The sequence below is a fragment of the Streptomyces sp. NPDC054770 genome (assembly GCF_053611985.1).
This window is the reverse complement of record NZ_JBSHBL010000009.1, coordinates 159,632-178,352: the sequence shown is the minus strand read 5'-3', so window position 1 is coordinate 178,352 and position 18,721 is coordinate 159,632. Positions and strand designations below refer to the sequence as shown.

Annotated in this window: 12 protein-coding genes; 8 read left to right on the top strand and 4 right to left on the bottom strand. The window is 71.8% G+C overall.

Annotated elements, in window-relative coordinates; all coding sequences use genetic code 11:
* Nucleotides 1-11: 11 nt before the first annotated feature.
* The 4 genes from ACWGKQ_RS11485 (at nt 12) to ACWGKQ_RS11470 (ending at nt 7,866) form a co-directional block, all read left to right on the top strand.
* A complete protein-coding gene (locus tag ACWGKQ_RS11485) occupies nt 12-1,544 on the top strand; it encodes a glycosyl hydrolase family 28 protein (RefSeq protein WP_453291675.1) in 1,533 nt (510 codons plus the stop codon).
* On the top strand, nt 1,541-4,885 hold the full coding sequence (locus ACWGKQ_RS11480; RefSeq protein WP_453291674.1) for an alginate lyase family protein: 3,345 nt from the start codon (nt 1,541-1,543) through the stop codon (nt 4,883-4,885). The genes ACWGKQ_RS11485 and ACWGKQ_RS11480 overlap by 4 nt, the downstream gene beginning before the upstream one ends.
* A 29-nt stretch (nt 4,886-4,914) precedes the next feature.
* Complete coding sequence (locus ACWGKQ_RS11475) at nt 4,915-6,153, top strand: alginate lyase family protein (protein ID WP_453291673.1); 1,239 nt, start codon at nt 4,915-4,917, stop codon at nt 6,151-6,153.
* Between the two features lie 150 nt (nt 6,154-6,303).
* Complete coding sequence (locus ACWGKQ_RS11470) at nt 6,304-7,866, top strand: carboxylesterase/lipase family protein (protein WP_453291703.1); 1,563 nt, start codon at nt 6,304-6,306, stop codon at nt 7,864-7,866.
* Here the strand turns inward: ACWGKQ_RS11470 and ACWGKQ_RS11465 are convergent.
* Both ACWGKQ_RS11465 and mmuM read right to left on the bottom strand, forming a co-directional pair.
* Nucleotides 7,840-8,898, bottom strand: a complete 1,059-nt coding sequence (locus ACWGKQ_RS11465) for a LacI family DNA-binding transcriptional regulator (RefSeq protein WP_453291672.1) — start codon at nt 8,896-8,898, stop codon at nt 7,840-7,842. The genes ACWGKQ_RS11470 and ACWGKQ_RS11465 overlap by 27 nt on opposite strands.
* A gap of 146 nt (nt 8,899-9,044) precedes the next feature.
* The gene (gene mmuM / locus ACWGKQ_RS11460) at nt 9,045-9,962 is read right to left on the bottom strand and encodes a homocysteine S-methyltransferase (protein ID WP_453291671.1); all 918 of its coding nucleotides are present in this window, start codon (nt 9,960-9,962) and stop codon (nt 9,045-9,047) included.
* A gap of 111 nt (nt 9,963-10,073) precedes the next feature.
* Between mmuM and ACWGKQ_RS11455 the strand changes: the two genes are divergently transcribed.
* Together ACWGKQ_RS11455 and ACWGKQ_RS11450 are read left to right on the top strand one after the other, a co-directional pair.
* Complete coding sequence (locus ACWGKQ_RS11455) at nt 10,074-10,913, top strand: PhzF family phenazine biosynthesis protein (protein ID WP_453291670.1); 840 nt, start codon at nt 10,074-10,076, stop codon at nt 10,911-10,913.
* The gene (locus tag ACWGKQ_RS11450) at nt 10,906-12,018 is read left to right on the top strand and encodes an aminoglycoside phosphotransferase (protein ID WP_453291669.1); all 1,113 of its coding nucleotides are present in this window, start codon (nt 10,906-10,908) and stop codon (nt 12,016-12,018) included. The genes ACWGKQ_RS11455 and ACWGKQ_RS11450 overlap by 8 nt, the downstream gene beginning before the upstream one ends.
* 4 nt (nt 12,019-12,022) lie before the next feature.
* Here the strand turns inward: ACWGKQ_RS11450 and ACWGKQ_RS11445 are convergent, their stop codons facing one another.
* Nucleotides 12,023-14,119 carry an autotransporter gene (locus ACWGKQ_RS11445; RefSeq protein WP_453291668.1) on the bottom strand — a complete coding sequence of 699 codons (2,097 nt, stop codon included), beginning with the start codon at nt 14,117-14,119 and terminating at the stop codon, nt 12,023-12,025.
* A 218-nt stretch (nt 14,120-14,337) separates the two neighbouring features.
* On the opposite strand from ACWGKQ_RS11445, the gene ACWGKQ_RS11440 reads away from it, so the two are divergent.
* Nucleotides 14,338-15,747, top strand: a complete 1,410-nt coding sequence (locus tag ACWGKQ_RS11440) for an RICIN domain-containing protein (protein WP_453291667.1) — start codon at nt 14,338-14,340, stop codon at nt 15,745-15,747.
* Nucleotides 15,748-15,759: 12 nt separating this feature from the next.
* Here ACWGKQ_RS11440 and ACWGKQ_RS11435 read toward each other — a convergent pair whose 3' ends face one another.
* Complete coding sequence (locus ACWGKQ_RS11435; RefSeq protein ID WP_453291666.1) at nt 15,760-17,439, bottom strand: rhamnogalacturonan lyase B N-terminal domain-containing protein; 1,680 nt, start codon at nt 17,437-17,439, stop codon at nt 15,760-15,762.
* 188 nt (nt 17,440-17,627) lie between these two features.
* Here ACWGKQ_RS11435 and ACWGKQ_RS11430 point away from each other — a divergent pair, with 188 nt between their 5' ends.
* The gene (locus ACWGKQ_RS11430) at nt 17,628-18,686 is read left to right on the top strand and encodes a rhamnogalacturonan acetylesterase (protein ID WP_453291665.1); all 1,059 of its coding nucleotides are present in this window, start codon (nt 17,628-17,630) and stop codon (nt 18,684-18,686) included.
* Nucleotides 18,687-18,721 lie beyond the last annotated feature (35 nt).

Sequence of the window (18,721 nt, the reverse complement as noted above, 5' to 3'; positions counted from 1 at the left end):
AGGAGTAAGAGATGACCGCGCCCTTCTCCCGCCGCACCGCCCTGCAAGCCGCGGGAGCCACCGCGCTCGCCGCCGGGCTCTCGGGCGGACTGACCGCCACCGCGGCCCACGCCGCCGACGACGCCAGGTCCCACCCGAAGCTGGTCACCTACCCCCGCCCGGCCGCCGTACCGACCAACACCAGCTTCCAGGTCCGGGTGCGCAGCGCCCCCGACGGCGACTGGCAGACCCTCGACATCTACCGGCCGCAGCTGGAGGAGATCAACGCCACCACCGGCTCCGGCAAGGTCTACAACTCCTCCCTGGTGTACTTCGACTTCCGGGGCTCCGTCGAAGTCGAGGTGACCTACCTCAAGGGCGGCACCACCAAGGCCCGGGTGAGACCCGACTCGTACGGCATCACACCCGAACTCCTCGGCGACACGCTGCGGTTCACGCTCGACGAGCCGAAGGACCTGGTCGTCCAGATCAACGACGAGATCTTCGACTGCCTGCACATCGTCACCAACCGCGTCGAACACCGCCCGCCGGCCGCCGACGACCCGGACGTCATCTACTTCGGCCCCGGCGTCCAGACCGTCACCGGCGGAGTCCTCACCGTCCCCAGCGGCAAGACCGTCTACCTCGCCGGCGGCGCCGTCCTCAAGGCGACCGTCTACTTCAAGGACGTCGAGAAGGCCGCCCTCAAGGGCCACGGCATGATCTGGGCGAGCTCCGGCCAGGGCGTGCTCTGCGAGGGCAGCAAGCACATCCGGGTCGAGGACGTCATCATCATGAACCCGGGCAACTACATCGCCACCCTCGGCGAGGCGAAGAACGTCCACATCAAGAAGGTCCGCGGCTTCAGCTCCAAGGGCAACGGGGACGGCATCGACATCTTCTCCTCCAGCGACGTCGTGATCGACGGCTGCTTCCTGCGCAACTCCGACGACTGCATCGCCATCTACGCCCACCGCTGGGACTACTACGGCGACACCCGCAACATCACCGTGCAGAACTGCTCCCTGTGGGCCGACGTCGCCCACCCGGTCAACATCGGCACGCACGGCAACACGGACGCCCCGGAGACGATCGAGAACCTGGTCATCCGCAACATCGACGTCCTCGACCACCGCGAACCCCAGATGAACTACCAGGGCTGCATCGCCCTCAACCCCGGCGACTCCAACCTCATCAAGAACGTCCGCATCGAGGACGTACGGATCGAGGACTTCCGCTGGGGCCAGGTCATCTACATGAAGGTCATGTACAACACGAAGTACAACACGTCGGTCGGGCGCGGCATCCAGGACGTCTACGTAAAGAACCTCACCTACACCGGCACCCACGCCAACCCGTCGCTCTTCCTCGGCTACGACGCCGACCACGCCATCGACAACGTCACCTTCGAGAACCTCGTCATCAACGGCGTCGTCGTCGCCGACTCGATGAAGAAGCCCAGCTGGTACTACACCACCGACACCGTCCAGTGGTTCACCAACGAGCACGTGACGAACCTGAGGTTCCTCACCACCGCCGAGGCGGAGGCGGCCGCCGCGTCATGACGATCCCCGCAGCGAGCCGCCGGGGTTTCCTCGGCGGCGCCGCGGCCCTCCTGCTGGCGACGGGTGCGAGCGGACTGCTCGTGCCCGGCGCCGCCCGGGCCGCCGAGAACGACACCGGCACGGACACCGGCACCGGCGCCTTCGCCCACCCCGGCCTGCTGCACTCCGCCGACGACCTCGCCCGTATGAAGGCCGCGGTCGCCGCCAAGCAGTCACCGGTCTACGACGGCTACCTGGCGCTCGCGGCCCACGCCCGCTCCTCCGCCTCGTACGCCGTGCAGAACACGGGCCAGATCGCCACCTGGGGCCGCGGCCCCGCCAACTACCAGAACCAGGCCGTCGCCGACTCGGCCGCCGCCTACCAGAACGCCCTCCTGTGGGCCGTCACCGGCGACCGCGCCCACGCCGACAAGGCCCGCGACATCCTCGACGCCTGGTCCGCCTCGCTCACCGCCATCACCGGCGCCGACGGCCCGCTCGGCGCCGGGCTCCAGGCCTTCAAGTTCGCCAACGCGGCCGAACTCCTGCGCCACACCGGCTACGACGGCTGGAGCGACGCCGGCATCGCGCGCTGCGAGGAATCCTTCCTGCACGTCTGGTACCCGGCCCTCTCCTGCTACACGCTCTACGCCAACGGCAACTGGGACCTGACGTCCCTGCAATCCCTGCTGGCCATCGGCGTGTTCTGCGAGGAACCCGCCCTCTTCCACGACGCGCTGCGCTTCGCCGCGGCCGGCGCGGGCAACGGCAGCGTCCTGCACCGCATCGTCACCGACGCGGGCCAGGGCCAGGAGAGCGGCCGGGACCAGGGCCACGAACAGCTCGCGGTCGGCCTGCTCGCGGACGCCGCGCAGGTCGCCTGGAACCAGGGCGTCGACCTCTGGGGCTTCGACGGCAACCGCATCCTCGCCAACGTCGAGTACGCCGCCCGCTACAACCTCGGCGGCGACGTCCCCTTCGTCCCGGACCTCGACCGCACCGGCAAGTACATCAAGCCGGCCGTCTCGGCCACCTCGCGCGGCACCCTGCCGCCGATCTACGAGATGGCGTACGCCCACTACGCGGGCGTGCGCGGGCTCGACACCCCGTACACGAAGAACGCCGTCTTCCGCGGCACCGGCGGTGCCCGGGTGATCGAGGGCAGCAACGACGACCTGCCGAGCTGGGGCACCTTCGCCTACGCCGGCGCGACGGCGACCGCGCCGAGCGTGCCCACGCCGCCGGCCGGCGTCACGGCGGTGGGGGAGAACCGGTCCGTCACCGTGACCTGGCTGCCGTCGACCTGGGCCGACTCCTACACGGTGCTGCGGGCGAACGCCGCGGACGGCCGGTACGAGGAGATCGCGTCCGGGATCGCGGAGCCGGTGTACACCGACCGGGGCGTGCATGCCGGGCGGACGTACTACTACACAGTCGCCGCCGCCAACTCACTCGGCGAGAGCGGGAGTTCGGCATGGGCGGCGGCCTCCGCCGGACTCCCCGGGCCCTGGGCGACCCAGGACGTCGGGGAGGTGAGGATCCCCGGCTCCGCGGCCTTCGACGGCGAGCGCTTCGTCCTGGAGGCGAGCGGCACCGACGACACCTACCGCCTCGTCCACCTGCCACTGCGCGGCGACGGCACGGTCACCGCGCGGATCGTGTGGCCGCTCAGCTCGCAGTACTCCAAGATCGGCGTCACCGTCCGCGCCTCGCTCGACGCGGCCGCGGCGCACGCCTCGATGCTGGTCCAGGGGCTGCCGCTGCACACCTGGAGCGGGGTGTGGACGGTACGGCCGGCGGCCGGTGCGGAGGTCTCCGCGACCGGCAGCACTCCGGTGCCGCCCTCCCAGCAGCAGGCGATCACGGTCAACGCGGCCTTCCCGCTCTCCGACTTGGGTGCGCTGCCCGAATCGGCGACCCCCCTGGAGGCGCCCTACGTCGAGGGTGCGGGCGACGGCTACCGGCTGCGGGCGCCCTACTGGGTGCGGGTGAGCCGGAAGGGCCGGCGCTGCACGGGCGCCATCTCTCCGGACGGCGTCCGCTGGACCGAAGTCGGCACCACCGAAGTCGAGTTGGGACGCATCGCCTACGCGGGACTCGTCCTCACCTCCTGCCTGGGCGTCGACGAGGACTACGCCGGGACGGGCACCGGCGTCTTCGACAACGTCGACGTGACCTCCCCGTCCGGCGCGGTGTGGCGCGTGCCGCGCCCCGCCCGCACGGTGACCGACCTGCGGGCCGTCACCGGCGCCGACGCCGTGGAGCTGGCCTGGAGCGACCCGGACCTGTCCGCCCGCTACACGGTGCTGCGCGCGACCCGCGCCGACGGACCGTACCGGACCCTCGCCACCGGCGTCGGCCCGGTCGGCTTCGGCACCCGCGTCCGGTACGCCGACGCGACCGGTACGCCGGGAACCACGTACCACTACACGGTCGCGAAGACCAACGCGGGCGGCCGCGGCCCGCGTTCGGGGCCGGCCCGGGCCCCGATGCCCATCCCGTCGGTGCCCCGGCTCACCTCCGCCACCGCCGCGTTCGCCAACCAGGGCGACGGCTTCCGGCACCTGCTGCGGGCCGCGCACGAGCCCGTGCTGTTCACGGCGGACGGACTGCCCGACGGGCTCCGGATCGACCGGCGCTCCGGTCTGCTCTCCGGAACCCCCACCGGGACCGGCGAGTTCACGGTCACCACCACCGCGGCCAACGCCTCCGGAACCACGACCGGCACCCTCGCGCTCACGGTCGGCACCGCGCCGCCCGATCCGTGGACGTACGGGGACCTCGGCGACACCGTGCTCGACGACCGCGCCTTCGGGACACTGGGCGTGGTCGCGATCACCACGCCGGGCAGCACGTCGTACGCCGACGGCACCTTCACCGTGCGCGGGGCGGGCGTCGACCTGAACGCCAACGGCCAGGGAATGACCGGCCAGTTCGTACGACGGCCGGTCACCGGAGACTGCGAGCTCACCGCCCGCCTCGTCGCCCGCTCCGGGGCCACCGCGGACCGGGTCGGGCTGCTGATGGCCAAGTCGCCGTCGCCGTTCGACCAGGCGGCCGGCGTGATCGTCACCGGCGGCGGCACCGCCCAGCTCATGCTGCGCCCCACCGTCGCCGGCGGCTCCGCCTTCACCGGCACCGCCGCCGTCCAACTGCCCCTGCTGCTGCGGCTGAAGCGCGCCGGGACCGCCTTCGCCGCCGCCGTGTCCGCCGATGACGGCGTCACCTGGACCGCGCTCGCCACGGGCACGGTCCCCGCCTTCGGTGACGCCCCCTATTACGTGGGCCTGGTGGTGTGCTCCCGCGCACCACTGGCCCTCGGCACCGCGCAATTCGAAGAGGTGAGTGTCTCACTCACCTGAACTCCCCCCACCAAAGGAGTACTTACGCGATGAGCCGCCGCGTAACACCCACATCGGACACCAGCGGGCTGAGCCGCCGCAGTGTCCTGAAGTCCGCCGCCGCGCTCGCCGTCGCCGCCTCGGTCACCGCCCCCCGGGTGGCCGACGCGGCGCCGGCCGCCTTCACCCACCCCGGCATGCTGCACAACGCCGGTGACATCAACCGTGCCAAGGTGCGGGTCGCCGCCGGCACCGACCCCTGGCTGTCCGGCTGGAACAAGCTGACCGCCAACTCCCACTCCCAGTCGACCTGGACCAACCGGGCGACCGCCACCATCATCCGCGGCGGCACCGGGCAGAACTACAGCCTGCTCTACAGCGACATCGCCGCCGCCTACCAGAACGCCCTGCGCTGGAAGGTCGGCGGCACCGAGGCCAACGCCGTGTGCGCCGCGAACATCCTCAACGCCTGGTCGAGGACGCTGACCACGGTCACCGGGGACGCCGACCGGTTCCTCGCGGCCGGCCTCTACGGCTGGCAGTTCGCCAACGCCTGCGAGCTGATGCGCGACTACAGCGGCTTCGACCTCGCCGCCGCCCAGTCGATGCTGGCCAACGTCTTCTACCCGCTCAACAACAGCTTCCTGACCAACCACAACGACGCCTGCATCACCAACTACTGGGCCAACTGGGACCTGTGCAACATGGCCTCGATCCTGGCCATCGGGATCCTCAACGAGGACAAGGCCAAGTACGACCAGGCCGTCACCTACTTCAAGTCGGGTGCAGGCAACGGCTCGATCGCGCACGCGGTGCCCTACCTGTACACCGACTCCGACGGCTACGCGCTGGGCCAGTGGCAGGAGTCCGGCCGCGACCAGGGCCACACCGTCATGGGCATGGGCCAGATGGGCGCGATCTGCGAGATGGCCTGGAACCAGGGCGACGACCTGTACTCGTACGACAGCCGTCGCTTCATGAAGGCCGCCCAGTACGTCGCGAAGTACAACTCGGGCAGCGACGTGCCCTTCACCACCTACACCTGGGGCACCGGGCAGAGCTGCGCCCAGTCGTCCCAGACGGCGATCTCCGCCTCCTCCCGCGGCCAGATCCGCCCCGTCTGGGCGATGCTCCACTTCCACTACAACCGCCGCATCAACCTCGACGACAAGTACATCTCCGCCATGTACTACAACCTGGTCGCCCCCGAGGGCGGCGGCGGGGACTACGGCTCCGACAGCGGCGGCTTCGACCAGCTCGGCTTCGGCACCCTGATGTACGCCAAGTAGCCGCGCGCGTCCGTCCGACCGCCGTGTGTGCCGGAATACCGGGAGCGCATGTGGTGCTCTTGTCATACCGGCGTACTGGCACACGCGGCGGGAGGAGCTGGTGGGCGGATGACGGCAGACCGGAGGGACCCGCAGGACCCCAAGGACCTCATGGACATCGAGGGCCCGAGGGGTTCGGCGGGCCCCGTGGCCGACACCCCGTACGGGGCGGTGCGCGGCAGATGGGAGCACGGGGTCGCCGTGTTCCGCGGTATCCCCTACGCCGCTCCGCCCTTCGGGGAACACCGGTTCCGTCCGCCCGTGCCGCCCGAGCCCTGGGACGGCGTCCGGGACGCGGGCGCCTTCGGGCCGACGGCGCCCAAACCGCCGTACTCGGAGGCGTTCGCGCAGTACCTGTCCGACCCGGTGGTCCCCGGCGACGACTGCCTCAACCTCAACGTGTGGACCCCGGAGCCGGGCCCGGGTGCCCGGCTCCCGGTCCTCGTCTGGCTGCACGGCGGCGCCCTGACCAGGGGATCCTCGGCCGTACCGGTGTACGACGGTCATGCGTTCGCTCGTGACGGGGTCGTCTTCGTCTCGGTGAACTACCGGCTGGGCGTGGAGGGCTACGGGCTGTTCCCCGACACCCCGCCCAACCCCGGCCTGCGCGACCAGCTCGCCGCCCTGCGCTGGGTCCACGACACCGTCGTGGCCTTCGGCGGCGACCCGGCCCGCATCACCCTGTGCGGCCAGTCCGCCGGCGCCATCAGCGCCGGCGCCCTGCTCGCCGCACCCCAGGCCCAGGGCCTGATCCGGCGGGCCGTCCTGCAGAGCGGCCCGCCCGAGGCCGCGGACCGGGACAAGGTACGGCGCATGGTCCGCCGGATGGCCAGCCGCCTCCGGATCCCCGCGACCGCCCAGGCCTTCGCCGAGGTCGACCGCGAACTGCTGCTGCGCACCCAGGCCGAGGTCGGCAGACTCAGCAGCCCGGTCCTCGGCGGCCCCGCGTTCGGCATCGTCCTCGACGGCGACCTCGTCCCCCGCGACCCGCTGCAGGCCCTTCTCGACGGCGAGGCGGCGCAGGGCGTCGACCTCCTGATGGGCTGGACCCGCGACGAGTACCGGCTCTGGCTGGTCCCCGGCGGCCTCGTCGACCACGTCGACCGGCTCGGCCCGGTCGCCCTCGCCGGTGCCATGGCCCGCTGCCGTGTCGGCCACGAGGTGCCGCGCGGCTACCGCACCCTGAATCCCGAGGCCGGGCCCGCCGAGATCGTCGGCCAGATGGTCACCGACCGCCTGCTCCGCCGCCCGCTGCACCGGCTGGCCGAGGCCCGCCCCGGCTCCTCCTACCTCTACGAGTTCGCCTGGCCCTCCAACCGCCCCGGCCTCGGCGCCTGCCACGCCCTGGAACTGGGCTTCGTCTTCGACACCGGGGAGCTGCCCGACGCGGCCCGGCTGGCCGGCGCGGGCGCCCCGCAGGACCTCGCCGACGCCATGCACGGCGCCTGGGTCCGCTTCGCCACCACCGGCGACCCCGGCTGGCAGCCCTGGGACGACACCCACCCGGTCCGCGTCCTCGGCGACGGCGAGCCCCGCACCGTGTCCGGCCCCCGGGACGCGGAGTTCGCCCTCTGGACCCCCGGCACGCCGCCGACGCACCCCGAACGAACGGCCGAACTGGCCCTGGCGGTACGCAGGCTGCGCCGCTCAGTGGCCGCCGTACGCCGCCACTGAGTCCCGTACGACCACATGCGTGCCGAGCAGCAGGTGCTCGTCGGCCGCCTCCCCGCCGTGCCCGAGCGCGGTCCGTACCGCGAGCCGCCCCAGCTCCTCGTAGGGCACGTGCACGGTGGTCAGCGCCGGGTGCAGATCACGGGCGAACGGTATGTCGTCGTACCCGGCCAGCGACACGTCACCCGGCACCGTGAGCCCCGCCTCGTGCAGCGCGGTCAGCGCGCCCGCCGCCACCATGTCGGTGGCGGCGACCACCGCGCTGAACTCCAGCTCCCGGGCGAGGGCCTGCCGCATCAGCCGGTGCCCGGAGTCCCGGGTGAAGTCGCCGTGCAGGAGAAGAGCGGGGTCGGGGTGGAGCCCCCGGGCCCGATGCGCGGCCAGATATCCCCGCTCCCGCCCCATGGCCGTCGTGTGGTCCGGCTTCCCGCCGAGGAACAGCACCCGCCGGTGCCCCTGTGCGAGGACGTGCGCGACGAGGGCGTAGGCACCGCCCTCGTTGTCGTACTCGATGACCGTCACCGGCGCGCCGGGCCCGAGCGGCGGCCGCCCGCACAGCACGAGCCGGGAACCGGCCGAGGCGAGCGAGTCGGCGACCCGACGGGTCCGCTCCCGGTACTCGGGGGTGTCCGCCGCCCCGCCCACCAGGATCACGGCGGCGGCGCGCTGGGCCCGCATCATCCCGATGAACTCCAGCTCCCGCCGCACGTCACCGTCGGTGCTGCACACGAGACTCAGATGCCCGAGCCGCGCCGCCTCCCGCTCGACGCCGTACGCCATGTGCGCGAACGACGGCCCGGTGATGTCCTCCAGCACGAAGGCGAGCGTGGGCGTCCCGACCCCGGCCACCGCCTTGGCCCGGGCATCGGCGACATAGTCCATCTCCCGGACGGCCCGCAGGACACGGTTCCGGGTGGCGGCACTGACGGGATACTCCCCACCCAGCACCCGCGACACGGTGGACGCGGACACCCCCGCACGGGCAGCGACATCACGAATGGTGCTCCGCCCCGCGTCCCCACTCTTCCTGGTCAACCCCACCCCCGCCAACCGGTTCCCACGGCGACCTTAGCGCCAACGGAACCACAGCGCCCCGAAAGGGGCGCGGGGAACTGCGCGACCAGCCCCCACCGGGCCCGCGCCCGCCCACTGCCCGAACGCCAACGGCGAACCGGCGCCCCTCACACCACCCGAGCAATCCCGGCAATCGCCTCCGGTCCTACCCGGCAGCACCCCCCGATCAACCGAGCCCCCGCATCCCGCCACCCCTCCACCTGCCCGGTGTCGAACAACGACCGCCCGGTCCACGCCCGCGCCTCCGCGTCCCACACCTCCCCGCTGTTGGGATAGACCACCACCGGCTTCCCGGTGACCCGCGCCGCCACCTCCACCGCCCGGTCCACATCCTCCGGCGCACAGCAGTTCACCCCCACCGCGATCACCTCGTCCACCTCCGCCGCCAGGGCGAACGCCTCCTCCAGCGGCTGCCCCGCCCGCGTCCGCCCACCCGCCACGCTGTACGACAGCCAGGCCGGCACCCCCAGCCCCCGCACCGCCCGCAGCAGCGCCGCCGCCTCGTCCGCGTCCGGCACGGTCTCCAGCGCCAGCACATCCGGCCCCGCCCCGGCCAGCACCTCCAGCCGAGGCCGGTGGAACCGCTCCAGCTCGTCGACGCTCAGCCCGTACCGCCCCCGGTACTCGGAGCCGTCCGCGAGCATCGCCCCGTACGGCCCGACCGAGGCGGCCACCCACAACGGCCGTACGATCCCCTCGGCCCGCGCCCGCCGCACCGCGTCCCGCCCCAGCGCCACGCTCAGCGCGAGCAGCCGGGCGGCCTCCTCGTGGGAGATCCCGCGCTTGCCGAAGCCCTCGAACGTGGCCTGGTAGCTGGCGGTGATCGCGACATCGGCGCCCGCCCTGAAGTACGCGAGGTGCGCGTCACTGACCGCGTCGGGCCGGTCGGCCAGCAGCCGCGCCGACCACAGCTCGTCGCTCAGGTCGTGCCCGGCGGACGCCAGCTGGTTGGACATGCCGCCGTCGAGCACGACCGTCCCGGCGGCGAGGGCGTCGGCGAGGCTGGGGGAGTTGTCGCTGGTCATACCTTCGACGCTAGTCGACCCGGCACCGAACGGCCGACCGCGTCCACTGGCTGAACGTGACCGCGGCAGCCGCCCGACGCCGCCACGGCGTCCTCCTCTACGCTCGCTCCCGTGAACGTCACCATCGTCCGTGCCTGTCTGCGCGACGGCCGCGGGGGCAGCCCCACCGCGGTCCTGGACGACATACCGCTCACCGACGACGAGCGCCGCGAGGTGCCCGTCCGGGCCGGTACGTCCCATGCCGTGTTCCTCTCGCCCGGCCGGGACGGCGGCGAGGTCGCGCTGCGCTTCTTCACCGCCGAGGGCGAACTCCCCGGCTGCGGCCACGGCACGATCGCGGCGCTCGCCGTCCTCGCCGCCCGCGCCGGCACCCACGGGGTCACCCTGCGGACGCGGGGAGGAACCCTCGAAGGCCGGGCGATCCGGCACGACGGGAACGGCGGCCTGGCCGCCTGGTTCGCACCCGGACCGGTCACCCTGCGCGCACCCGAGGCCGGCGAACACGCGGACGTGCTCACCGCCCTGGGCGTCGCCGGGGACCTGCCCGGCTGCGTCGTCGCCACCCTGGGCCGCCCGCGGCTCCTCGTCCCGCTGCCCACCGGGTCCGCCGTCTCCGCGGTGGCCCCGGACCCCGACCGCCTCCGCGCCGCCTGCGACCGGCTGGCCTTGCTGGGCTGCTACCTCTACTCGGCCCCGACCCCCGAAGGCCGGGTGACGGCCCGCATGTTCGCCCCGTCGATCGGCGTCCCCGAGGACATCGCCAACGCCAACAGCACAGCCTGTCTGGGCGCGCACCTGGCACGCGAGGGACTCCCCGGAGCCACCGCCGACATGGGCGACTCACTGGGCACCCCGGCGACGATCACGGCCGTCGTACATCCCGGCACGGACGGCCAGAGGATTCTCGTGGGCGGTGCCGCGCAGATCGATCTAGCCTTGGGCGATGCCTGAGACGACACTCCCGGACACCGAGGCCCGTGAGGTGCTCGGTGCGCACGGAGCCGTGTTCGAACCCCTCGTCCACAACCCGAGGAACGGCGTCACCGGCGGCGTGTGGCGAGTGCGGGCCGGCCACCGCTCGGCCGTTCTGAAGGTGCTGACCCAGGGCAAGGCGGCCACCGGAGGCTGGGCCGCCTCCAACGAGCCGCGGCACTGGAACCACTGGCGGCGCGAGGCGTACGTCTACGAGTCCGGTCTCGCCCGGGCATGGCAGCCGTACGGCATCCGCGCGCCCCGGCTGCTCGCCCGCGTCGAGCGGCTCGACGGGGACATCGCGCTGTGGCTGGAGGACGTCCCGGGGGAGCCGGGCACCGCATGGCCGCTCGCCCGGCACGTCGAGCACGCCCGCCGCCTCGGCGCCGCCCAGGGAGCTGCGCGGATCGGCGACCGCCCGTGGCTGACCCGCCGTTTCCTGCGCCAGTACATCGGCAGCAAGACCGTCGGCCAGGAGCTCCTGGACGACGACGAGGCCTGGCGACAGCCCCTGGTCCGGGACCACTTCCCGCCCGGCCTGCGCCGCGAGGCGGTCCGGTTGCACCACGACCGCGAGTGGTTCCTCCAGGTGCTGGAGGCCCTGCCGCGGGCCTTCTGCCACCTCGACATGTGGCCCGCGAACCTCCGCTCCGACGGCCCCACCGCGGTCGCCCTCGACTGGTCGTTCGCCGGGGACGGCGCCCTGGGCGAGGACCTCGGCAACTACCTGCCCGACTCCGTCTTCGACCTCTTCGTCCCGGCCGCCCGGCTGCCCGAGTACGCGGCGGCGGCCTACGACGCCTACGTCGAGGGCGTGCGCGAGTCCGGCCGGGACGTCGACGAGCGGCTGGTACGGCTCGCGGTGTGCGCCTCGGCGGTCAAGTACGACTGGCTCACCGCCGCGATGCTGGCCCGGGCCGGCGAGGTACAGCTGGACTACGGCGGCGGCCGCCCGGTCTCCGCCGAACTCCGTTACCGGGAACGGGGTCTGGCCCTCGCCTTCCTCGCGGACTGGGCGGCCGAGGCACGCACCCTGGCACCGGAGCTCGGCTTTCCGGAGCCGCCCAGCGGACGGCGCCCGTAGCCGGTCAGGCCGCGTGCCGCCCGCCCCTGCGGCGCCCCTTCTTCTGGGTGCGCAGGCCCGCCGGGACCATCAGGCCGCCGAGGAGGCCCAGGGCGAGGGCGTAGGGCCACCAGCCGAAGGCCTGCGTCGAGTCGGCGGCGGTGCGGGTGGTCACCGTCGGGGGAGCGGAGGGCGTGGTGTCGGTGGTGTCGGCCTTGGTCGAGGGCTTCGCCGTCTCGGCGGCGAGGACCACGTCGTTGCCGTCGCCGCCCCGGTAGGTGATCCGGTAGACGGTGTCGGCCAGTTTGACCGCGGTGCCTTCGGCGAGGCCGTCGAAGGTGCCGGTGGTCGGGGCCTTGCCGGTGTGGTCGATCACCGTGATGCGCGGGGCCGGGGCGGTGCCCGCGGCGGACATGTCGAAGGCGCCGGCGAGGGAGACGCGGCCCGTCACCTTCAACGGCGCCTTCCGAAGGACCAGTTCGCCCCGCTTGTGCTGGGTGTAGTCCCCCTTCACCGTCAGCCCGCTCGTCACCAGGCTGTCGTTGGTGACCGAGCCCAGCACGGTGCCGGTACCGGAGAGCGCGGTCAGCACCCGCAGGCCCGACGGGCCCGGGTCCAGCCGGGCCCCGGCCGAGGTGAGCCGGACGGCCGCGCTGTGCGCGAGGGTCGCCCCGGAGCGCAGGGCGAGTGTGCCCCGGCTGACGGTGGTCGTCCCCGTGTACGTCACCGCGCCGCCGGTGAGCGTGGTGGTGGCCGCCCCCGACTGCACCAGGGATCCGGAGCCGCCGAGGTACGCGAGCCGGATCGGGGTCGAGGTGTTGCGGACGACCAGGGTGCCGTCGTTGTCGACGCGCCGGCCTTCGGTGCCGGTGAGGAGCGAGCCGTCGCCGCCCTTCGATCCCGAACCGAGCCGCAGCACCGCGCCGTTCCCGATCGTGGTCGAGCCGTCGTAGTCCTGGGCGGCGGCGAAGGTCACGTCGTTGCCGCGGGTGCCCGCGATCACGACGTCCCCGGCGCCGGGCGCGGCCAGCGTGTCGTGGTAGCGGCCGCCGCCGATCGGGGCGCCCAGGGTCACGGGGCCGTCGTAGTCGAAGGTGAGCTTCGAACGCCGGCCGCTCGCCTCGTGCAGGTTGATGTAGACGGTGTCCTTCGTCCCCGGCATGAAGATGCGGTGGGTCGTCCCGTCGCCCCAGTGCACGTCGGCGCCCTCGATGTTGGTGCCGCGCTTGTTCAACTGGTGCGCAACCGCCTTCCAGTTGAGGGACGGATCGCTCAGCGACGGGTTCGTGTCGCCGCCCCGGTCGCTGTAGCTGTACTGGCCGGTGAGGACCACCTTGCTGCCCGGCCGCGAGTGCACGTTGACGTCACTGCCGTACTCGCGCTGGTAGAAGTCCTGGCGCAGGGTGATCGTCTGGCCCAGCGGGGTGTCGATGATCCAGGAGCCCTGGTTGACGATCGCGCGGGCGGCGGGGAGGGCCACGGGGTACTCGGGGCGGCCGACGGCCATGCCGGTGCCGTTGTCGATGACGCCGGAGAAGGGGTGGGTGCCCGCCAGGTCCAGCGTGCCCCACATGTTGCGGGGCTGGGTCACCAGGCCCGAGCCGCTGATCGTGCCGATGTTGAAGGTGCGGGTCAGGGACAGCCGCAGGGTGCCGTCGACCCGGATGTTGAGCTCGTTGAGCTGGTAGCCGGGGGTGTTGTAGGGGAAGTGGCCGATCAGGCCGGTGCCGCCGCCCGTGCCGTACTGGAGGGTCGTACCGCGCTCGACCGTGATCGCGGGCGGGTCGGGGTTGGTGACCGTCGTGTACGGGTGGTTGCCGCCCTGGGTGCGCACGACCTGCCGCTGGCGTGCCTTCGGCAGGGTGAAGTCGCTGTCCCTGGTGAGGATCAGCGTGCCGCCGCCGCGCACGGTGAGGGTGCCCTCGCCGTGCAGGACGCCGTCGTACGTCGTCGTCCCGGCCGGCACGGTGACGACCGTGTCGCCGGTGAGGGTCACGTCCCGGTCGGCCAGTACGTCGGCGGTGACGTCCCGGGCGCCGGCGGCGAGGACGGGAGGGGCGGAGGCCAGCAGGGCGGCCAGGGCGCCGGCGGCCGCTGCGGTGGTGTGGAGAAGGGTGCGCACGTCATCGGAGACGGCGCGCACGGCCGCGGATAACAGAAAACCGGGCCCCGGATCCCAGACAGTCAGAAATCGCTTTCCCCCATGTCTCGTCAGACCCGTTGACCTCCTCGTAACACGCCCTTACCTTTTCGGCGATCACAACGTTCGTGATGACAAATGCAGTTCGGAATCACGAACGATCGGATCGGTCCTTCCCCCCCTCGAGGAGCGTGTGTGAGATGAGACGTGCGTACGCGATCCTGCTGTCCCTCTGCCTGGCGGTGATCGGCGCGCTGGCCACCGCGGGTCCGGCCGCGGCCGCCGCGCAGACCGTCACCAACGGCACGCAGTTCACCGACACTTCGGGGAACATCGTCCACGCCCACGGCGGCGGGGTCATCAAGGTCGGCAGCTACTACTACTGGTTCGGCGAGGACCGCAACTCCGACAACACCTTCAAGTACGTGGACGCCTACCGCTCCACCGACCTGAAGACCTGGGAGTTCCGCAACCACGTCCTGACCCAGTCCTCCGCCTCCGAACTCGGCACCGCCTACATCGAGCGCCCGAAGGTCATCTACAACGCCTCCACCGGCAAGTTCGTGATGTGGATGCACAAGGAGAACGGCGTCGACTACAGCGAGGCCAAGGCCGCCGTCGCGGTCTCCAGCACCGTCGACGGCACCTACACCTACCAGGGCAGCTTCCAGCCGCTCGGCCAGTACATGTCCCGGGACATCACCACCTTCGTCGACACCGACGGCACGGCCTACATGGTCTCGGCGTCCAACGAGAACGCCGACCTGCACATCTACAAGCTCACGGCCGACTACACCGCCATCGACAGCCTGGTCGCCAATCCCTGGGCCGGCGCCAGCCGCGAGGCCCCGGCGCTCTTCAAGCGCAACGGCGTCTATTTCATGCTGACGTCGGCCGCCACCGGCTGGAGTCCCAACCAGCAGAAGTACGCCACCGCGACCTCGCTCTCCGGCCCCTGGACCTCCTGGACCAATGTCGGCGACTCCACGGCGTACGGTTCCCAGACGGCGTACGTCCTCCCGGTCACCGGCACCTCGGGCACCTCGTACCTCTACATGGGCGACCGCTGGGGCAACTCCTTCGGCGGCACGGTCGACGACTCCCGGTACGTCTGGCTGCCGCTGACCTTCCCGACCTCCACCTCTATGTCGATGTCCTGGTACCCGGAGGTGTCCGTCGACACGGCCGCCGGCACGGTCAGCGGCACCAGTGCCACGTACAACACCCTGATCGCCCGGCACAGCAGCAAGTGCGCCGACGTCCCCAACCAGTCCCTCTGGGAGGGCATCGCGATCAGCCAGTACACCTGCAACGGCGGCACCAACCAGAAGTGGTGGTTCAAGGACCTCGGTACCGGCTACTACGAGCTGATGGGCCGGGGCAGTTCGCTCTGCCTCCAGGAGAACTCCACCGACGTCACCCAGGAGGACTGCACCGGCGCCACCGCCCAGCAGTGGTCGGTCGTCACCTCCGGCTCCTACGTCAACATCAAGGCCCGCACCAGCGGTGAGTGCCTGGACGTGTCCGGCGCGTCCACCGCCGACTCGGCCGCCATCATCACGTACACGTGCAACGGCGGCACGAATCAGCAGTGGACGCGTGGCACCTGATGACCGATCAGGTCAGGTCAGCAGGTCGATCGCGTCGATCGAGGTGCCGGCGCTGAGGAAGCCCGTCGTCCCCGAGCCGCTCGCCACGTAGATCTTCAGCGTGTTGTAGGCACTGGTGTCCGTCAGCCAGGCGGACGCCGGGACGCTGTAGGTGAACGTGTAGTTGTTGCCCCGGTAGGAGCCCACGGTCAGCGACCGGGTGCTCGGCTGGGTGGGCGGCGAGGGGACGGCCGAGGTCCAGGTGTCGTTGACGACGACCTGCGGCCGGCCGTTCGCGTAGGCCGTCGTCACGCCGATCCGGAGGGTGTGCGCGGCGGCGGCCTGGGCGGCCGTCAGCCTGAAGTAGACGATGATCCCGCTGTTGACGTCCTTCCACAGGTAGCAGGGGAAGGCCGAGGTCTCGGTGCCGCTGCCGACGACCACGTTCCCGGTCCAGGACGCGGCCCGCACGTCGGACGGATGCGCGTACGTCATCAGGTCGGCGTTCTTGAACCCGCCCGGTGTGCCGTCCCAGTTGTTGATCCGCCAGATCGCGGAGGCGTTGCCCGGATCGTTGGAGGACGGGACGGCGATGCTGTTGAGGGTGGTGGTCGCCCCGGCGGAGACGCTCACCGAGGTGGTGTAGACGGCCAGTTCGCCCTTGAAGACGGTGAGGGTGTACGTCCCGGGCAGGACACCCGCGACCGAGAAGTAACCGTCCGACGAGCGCGCCGAACCCCAGTACTGGGCAGCCGAGTTGGCGAGCCCCACGGTGTACGGGTACGCCGTGTCCCGGCCCGTGATGCCGACGCCGGCCACCCGTCCGCGTCCGCTCGCCGAAACGTACCCGGAGATGCCGAGCGAGTCCGCCCAGGACGTGGTGAGGGTGCCCGGGTACAGGGACGAGGAGGGCGCGCCGCCGTCCGTGAGGGCGATGACGTACGGGCCCTGGAGGCCGTAGCGCTCCGACTCGGTCTGGTTCTCGCCGTAGTACAGGATCTCGTACAGGCCGCCGCCGTCGGCGCTCTGGTGGCGCAGCAGCGAGCGGTAGAACGGGCCGCCGGAGGCCTTCTCGTGGTTGCTGCGGACGATCCACAGACCGACGCTGCCGGTCGTCCAGCCGATGTAGTTGTAGTCCATCACCCGCAGCTTCGAGTAGTGCTTGGCGCGGGTCTGGCCGTCGGACTTCTCGAAGACGTCCGCGGACTCGATGACGGTGGGCGCGTAGGTGTAGGAGTCCGGCTCGTCGTTGAGGAACAGGCCGGCCTTGACGCGCACGATGTAGCGGGTGGCGGTGACGGACGAGTCGGCCTTGTTGGTCCACAGGTAGACGTTGTTCTCGCCGCTGCGGGCCGCGTAGTAGTGCTTCAGCGTGCCGTACGCGACGGAGATCAGGATCGTCGAACCCGACTGGGCGATGGTCACCGTGGACGTGCCGAGGCCCGACTCGACGTGCGAGTTCTTGCCGCCGTAGCCCTGGTACTCGGCGCCCTTGTAGACCAGCGAGGTCAGGTCGCCGTTGGTCTTGCTGACCTTGAAGACCAGGCTGGCGCCGGTGTCCACGACGTAGTTGGAGCCGTCGTCCGACCAGCCGAAGCCCGCCGCCGAGGCGGTGGTGGCCAGCGGGCCGGTGAGGGCGGCGGTGCCGGCGGCGGCCGCGCTGCCGAGGACGAAGGTGCGGCGTCCGAGCGGTCTCCCGGTGGATCCGGACATGGGGGTGCCTCCTTCGGTGGGGCGGGGGTGCGGGTGTCTGTGAGAGTGACAGTTGAATCGATTTCGCGAAAGGGCTTTCGCGCACCTGGAGTTGGCAATCTCGTGAAAACGGTCCAAGGGCTAGAAAGCGCTTGTGGATGGCGGTACGGTCCCGGCCTGACCCTGTCACCGCGACGGAGGAGTCCCGGGTGAGACGTTTCAACGGTGTTCGTGTCGCCGCACTCGCGGCGGTCGTCCTCGGTGCCTGTCTGACGGCCGCTCCCGCCGCCCAGGCCCACGACCGGCAGCCCCCGCTCGGCATCGAGAACTGCACCGCGACCGGCTGCCACTTCGACGTGCCGCCGGGCGACTACGACGTGACGGTCCGGCTCGGCGGCACGGCCGCGTCCAGCACCGGCATCAGCGGGGAGACCCGGCGCTCGCTCCTCCCCGAGACCGCCGTGGCCGCGGGCCGGCACGTCACCCGCAGCTTCACCGTGAACGTCCGCACCCCCGAGGGCGAGCCGACGGGCCCGGACGGAACCCCGGGGCTGGACCTCGCCCTCGGCGGCTCCGCCCCCGCACTCGCCGGCATCCGCGTCACCCCTGCCTCCCGGCACACCCGGCAGATCTTCCTGGTCGGCGACTCCACCGTCTGCGACCAGCCCGCCGCCCCCTACTCCGGCTGGGGCCAGCAGCTCCCGCAGTACCTGCGCAAGGGCGTCGCCGTCGCCAACTACGCCGACTCCGGCGAAAGTACCGTGACCTACCTCCAGAACCCCCAACTCTGGGGTACCGTCCAGCCGTTGATCCACTCCGGTGACCTGGTCCTGATCCAGCTGGCCCACAACGACAAGACGACCGACGAGGCGACTTATCGCGCGAACCTGGAGACACTGGTGGCGGGCGTACGGGAGAAGGGCGGCAGGCCGGTCCTGGTCACGCCGATCGTCCGCCGCTGGTTCAATGCCGACGGCACGCTCAACAACGACATCGCGCTTCTGGTCAACGGGCTCGGCGTCAATCATCCTGAGGTGATCCGCTCGGTCGCCGCCGCCGAGGACGTTCCGCTGATCGACCTCACGGCGAAGACCAAGGCGCTGGTGGAGTCCCTCGGCGTGGAGGGCTCCAAGGCGCTGTACCTGTACAACGAGGAGAAGGACAACACGCACACCTCCGCGCACGGCGCCACCGTCTACGCGGGCCTGGTGCGCGACGAACTGCTCGCCCAGCACCTGGTGCCCCGGGGCACCGTGCGGGCGGGATGAGCCCCTGGGGCGCCCCGACCGGAACCGGGGCGCCC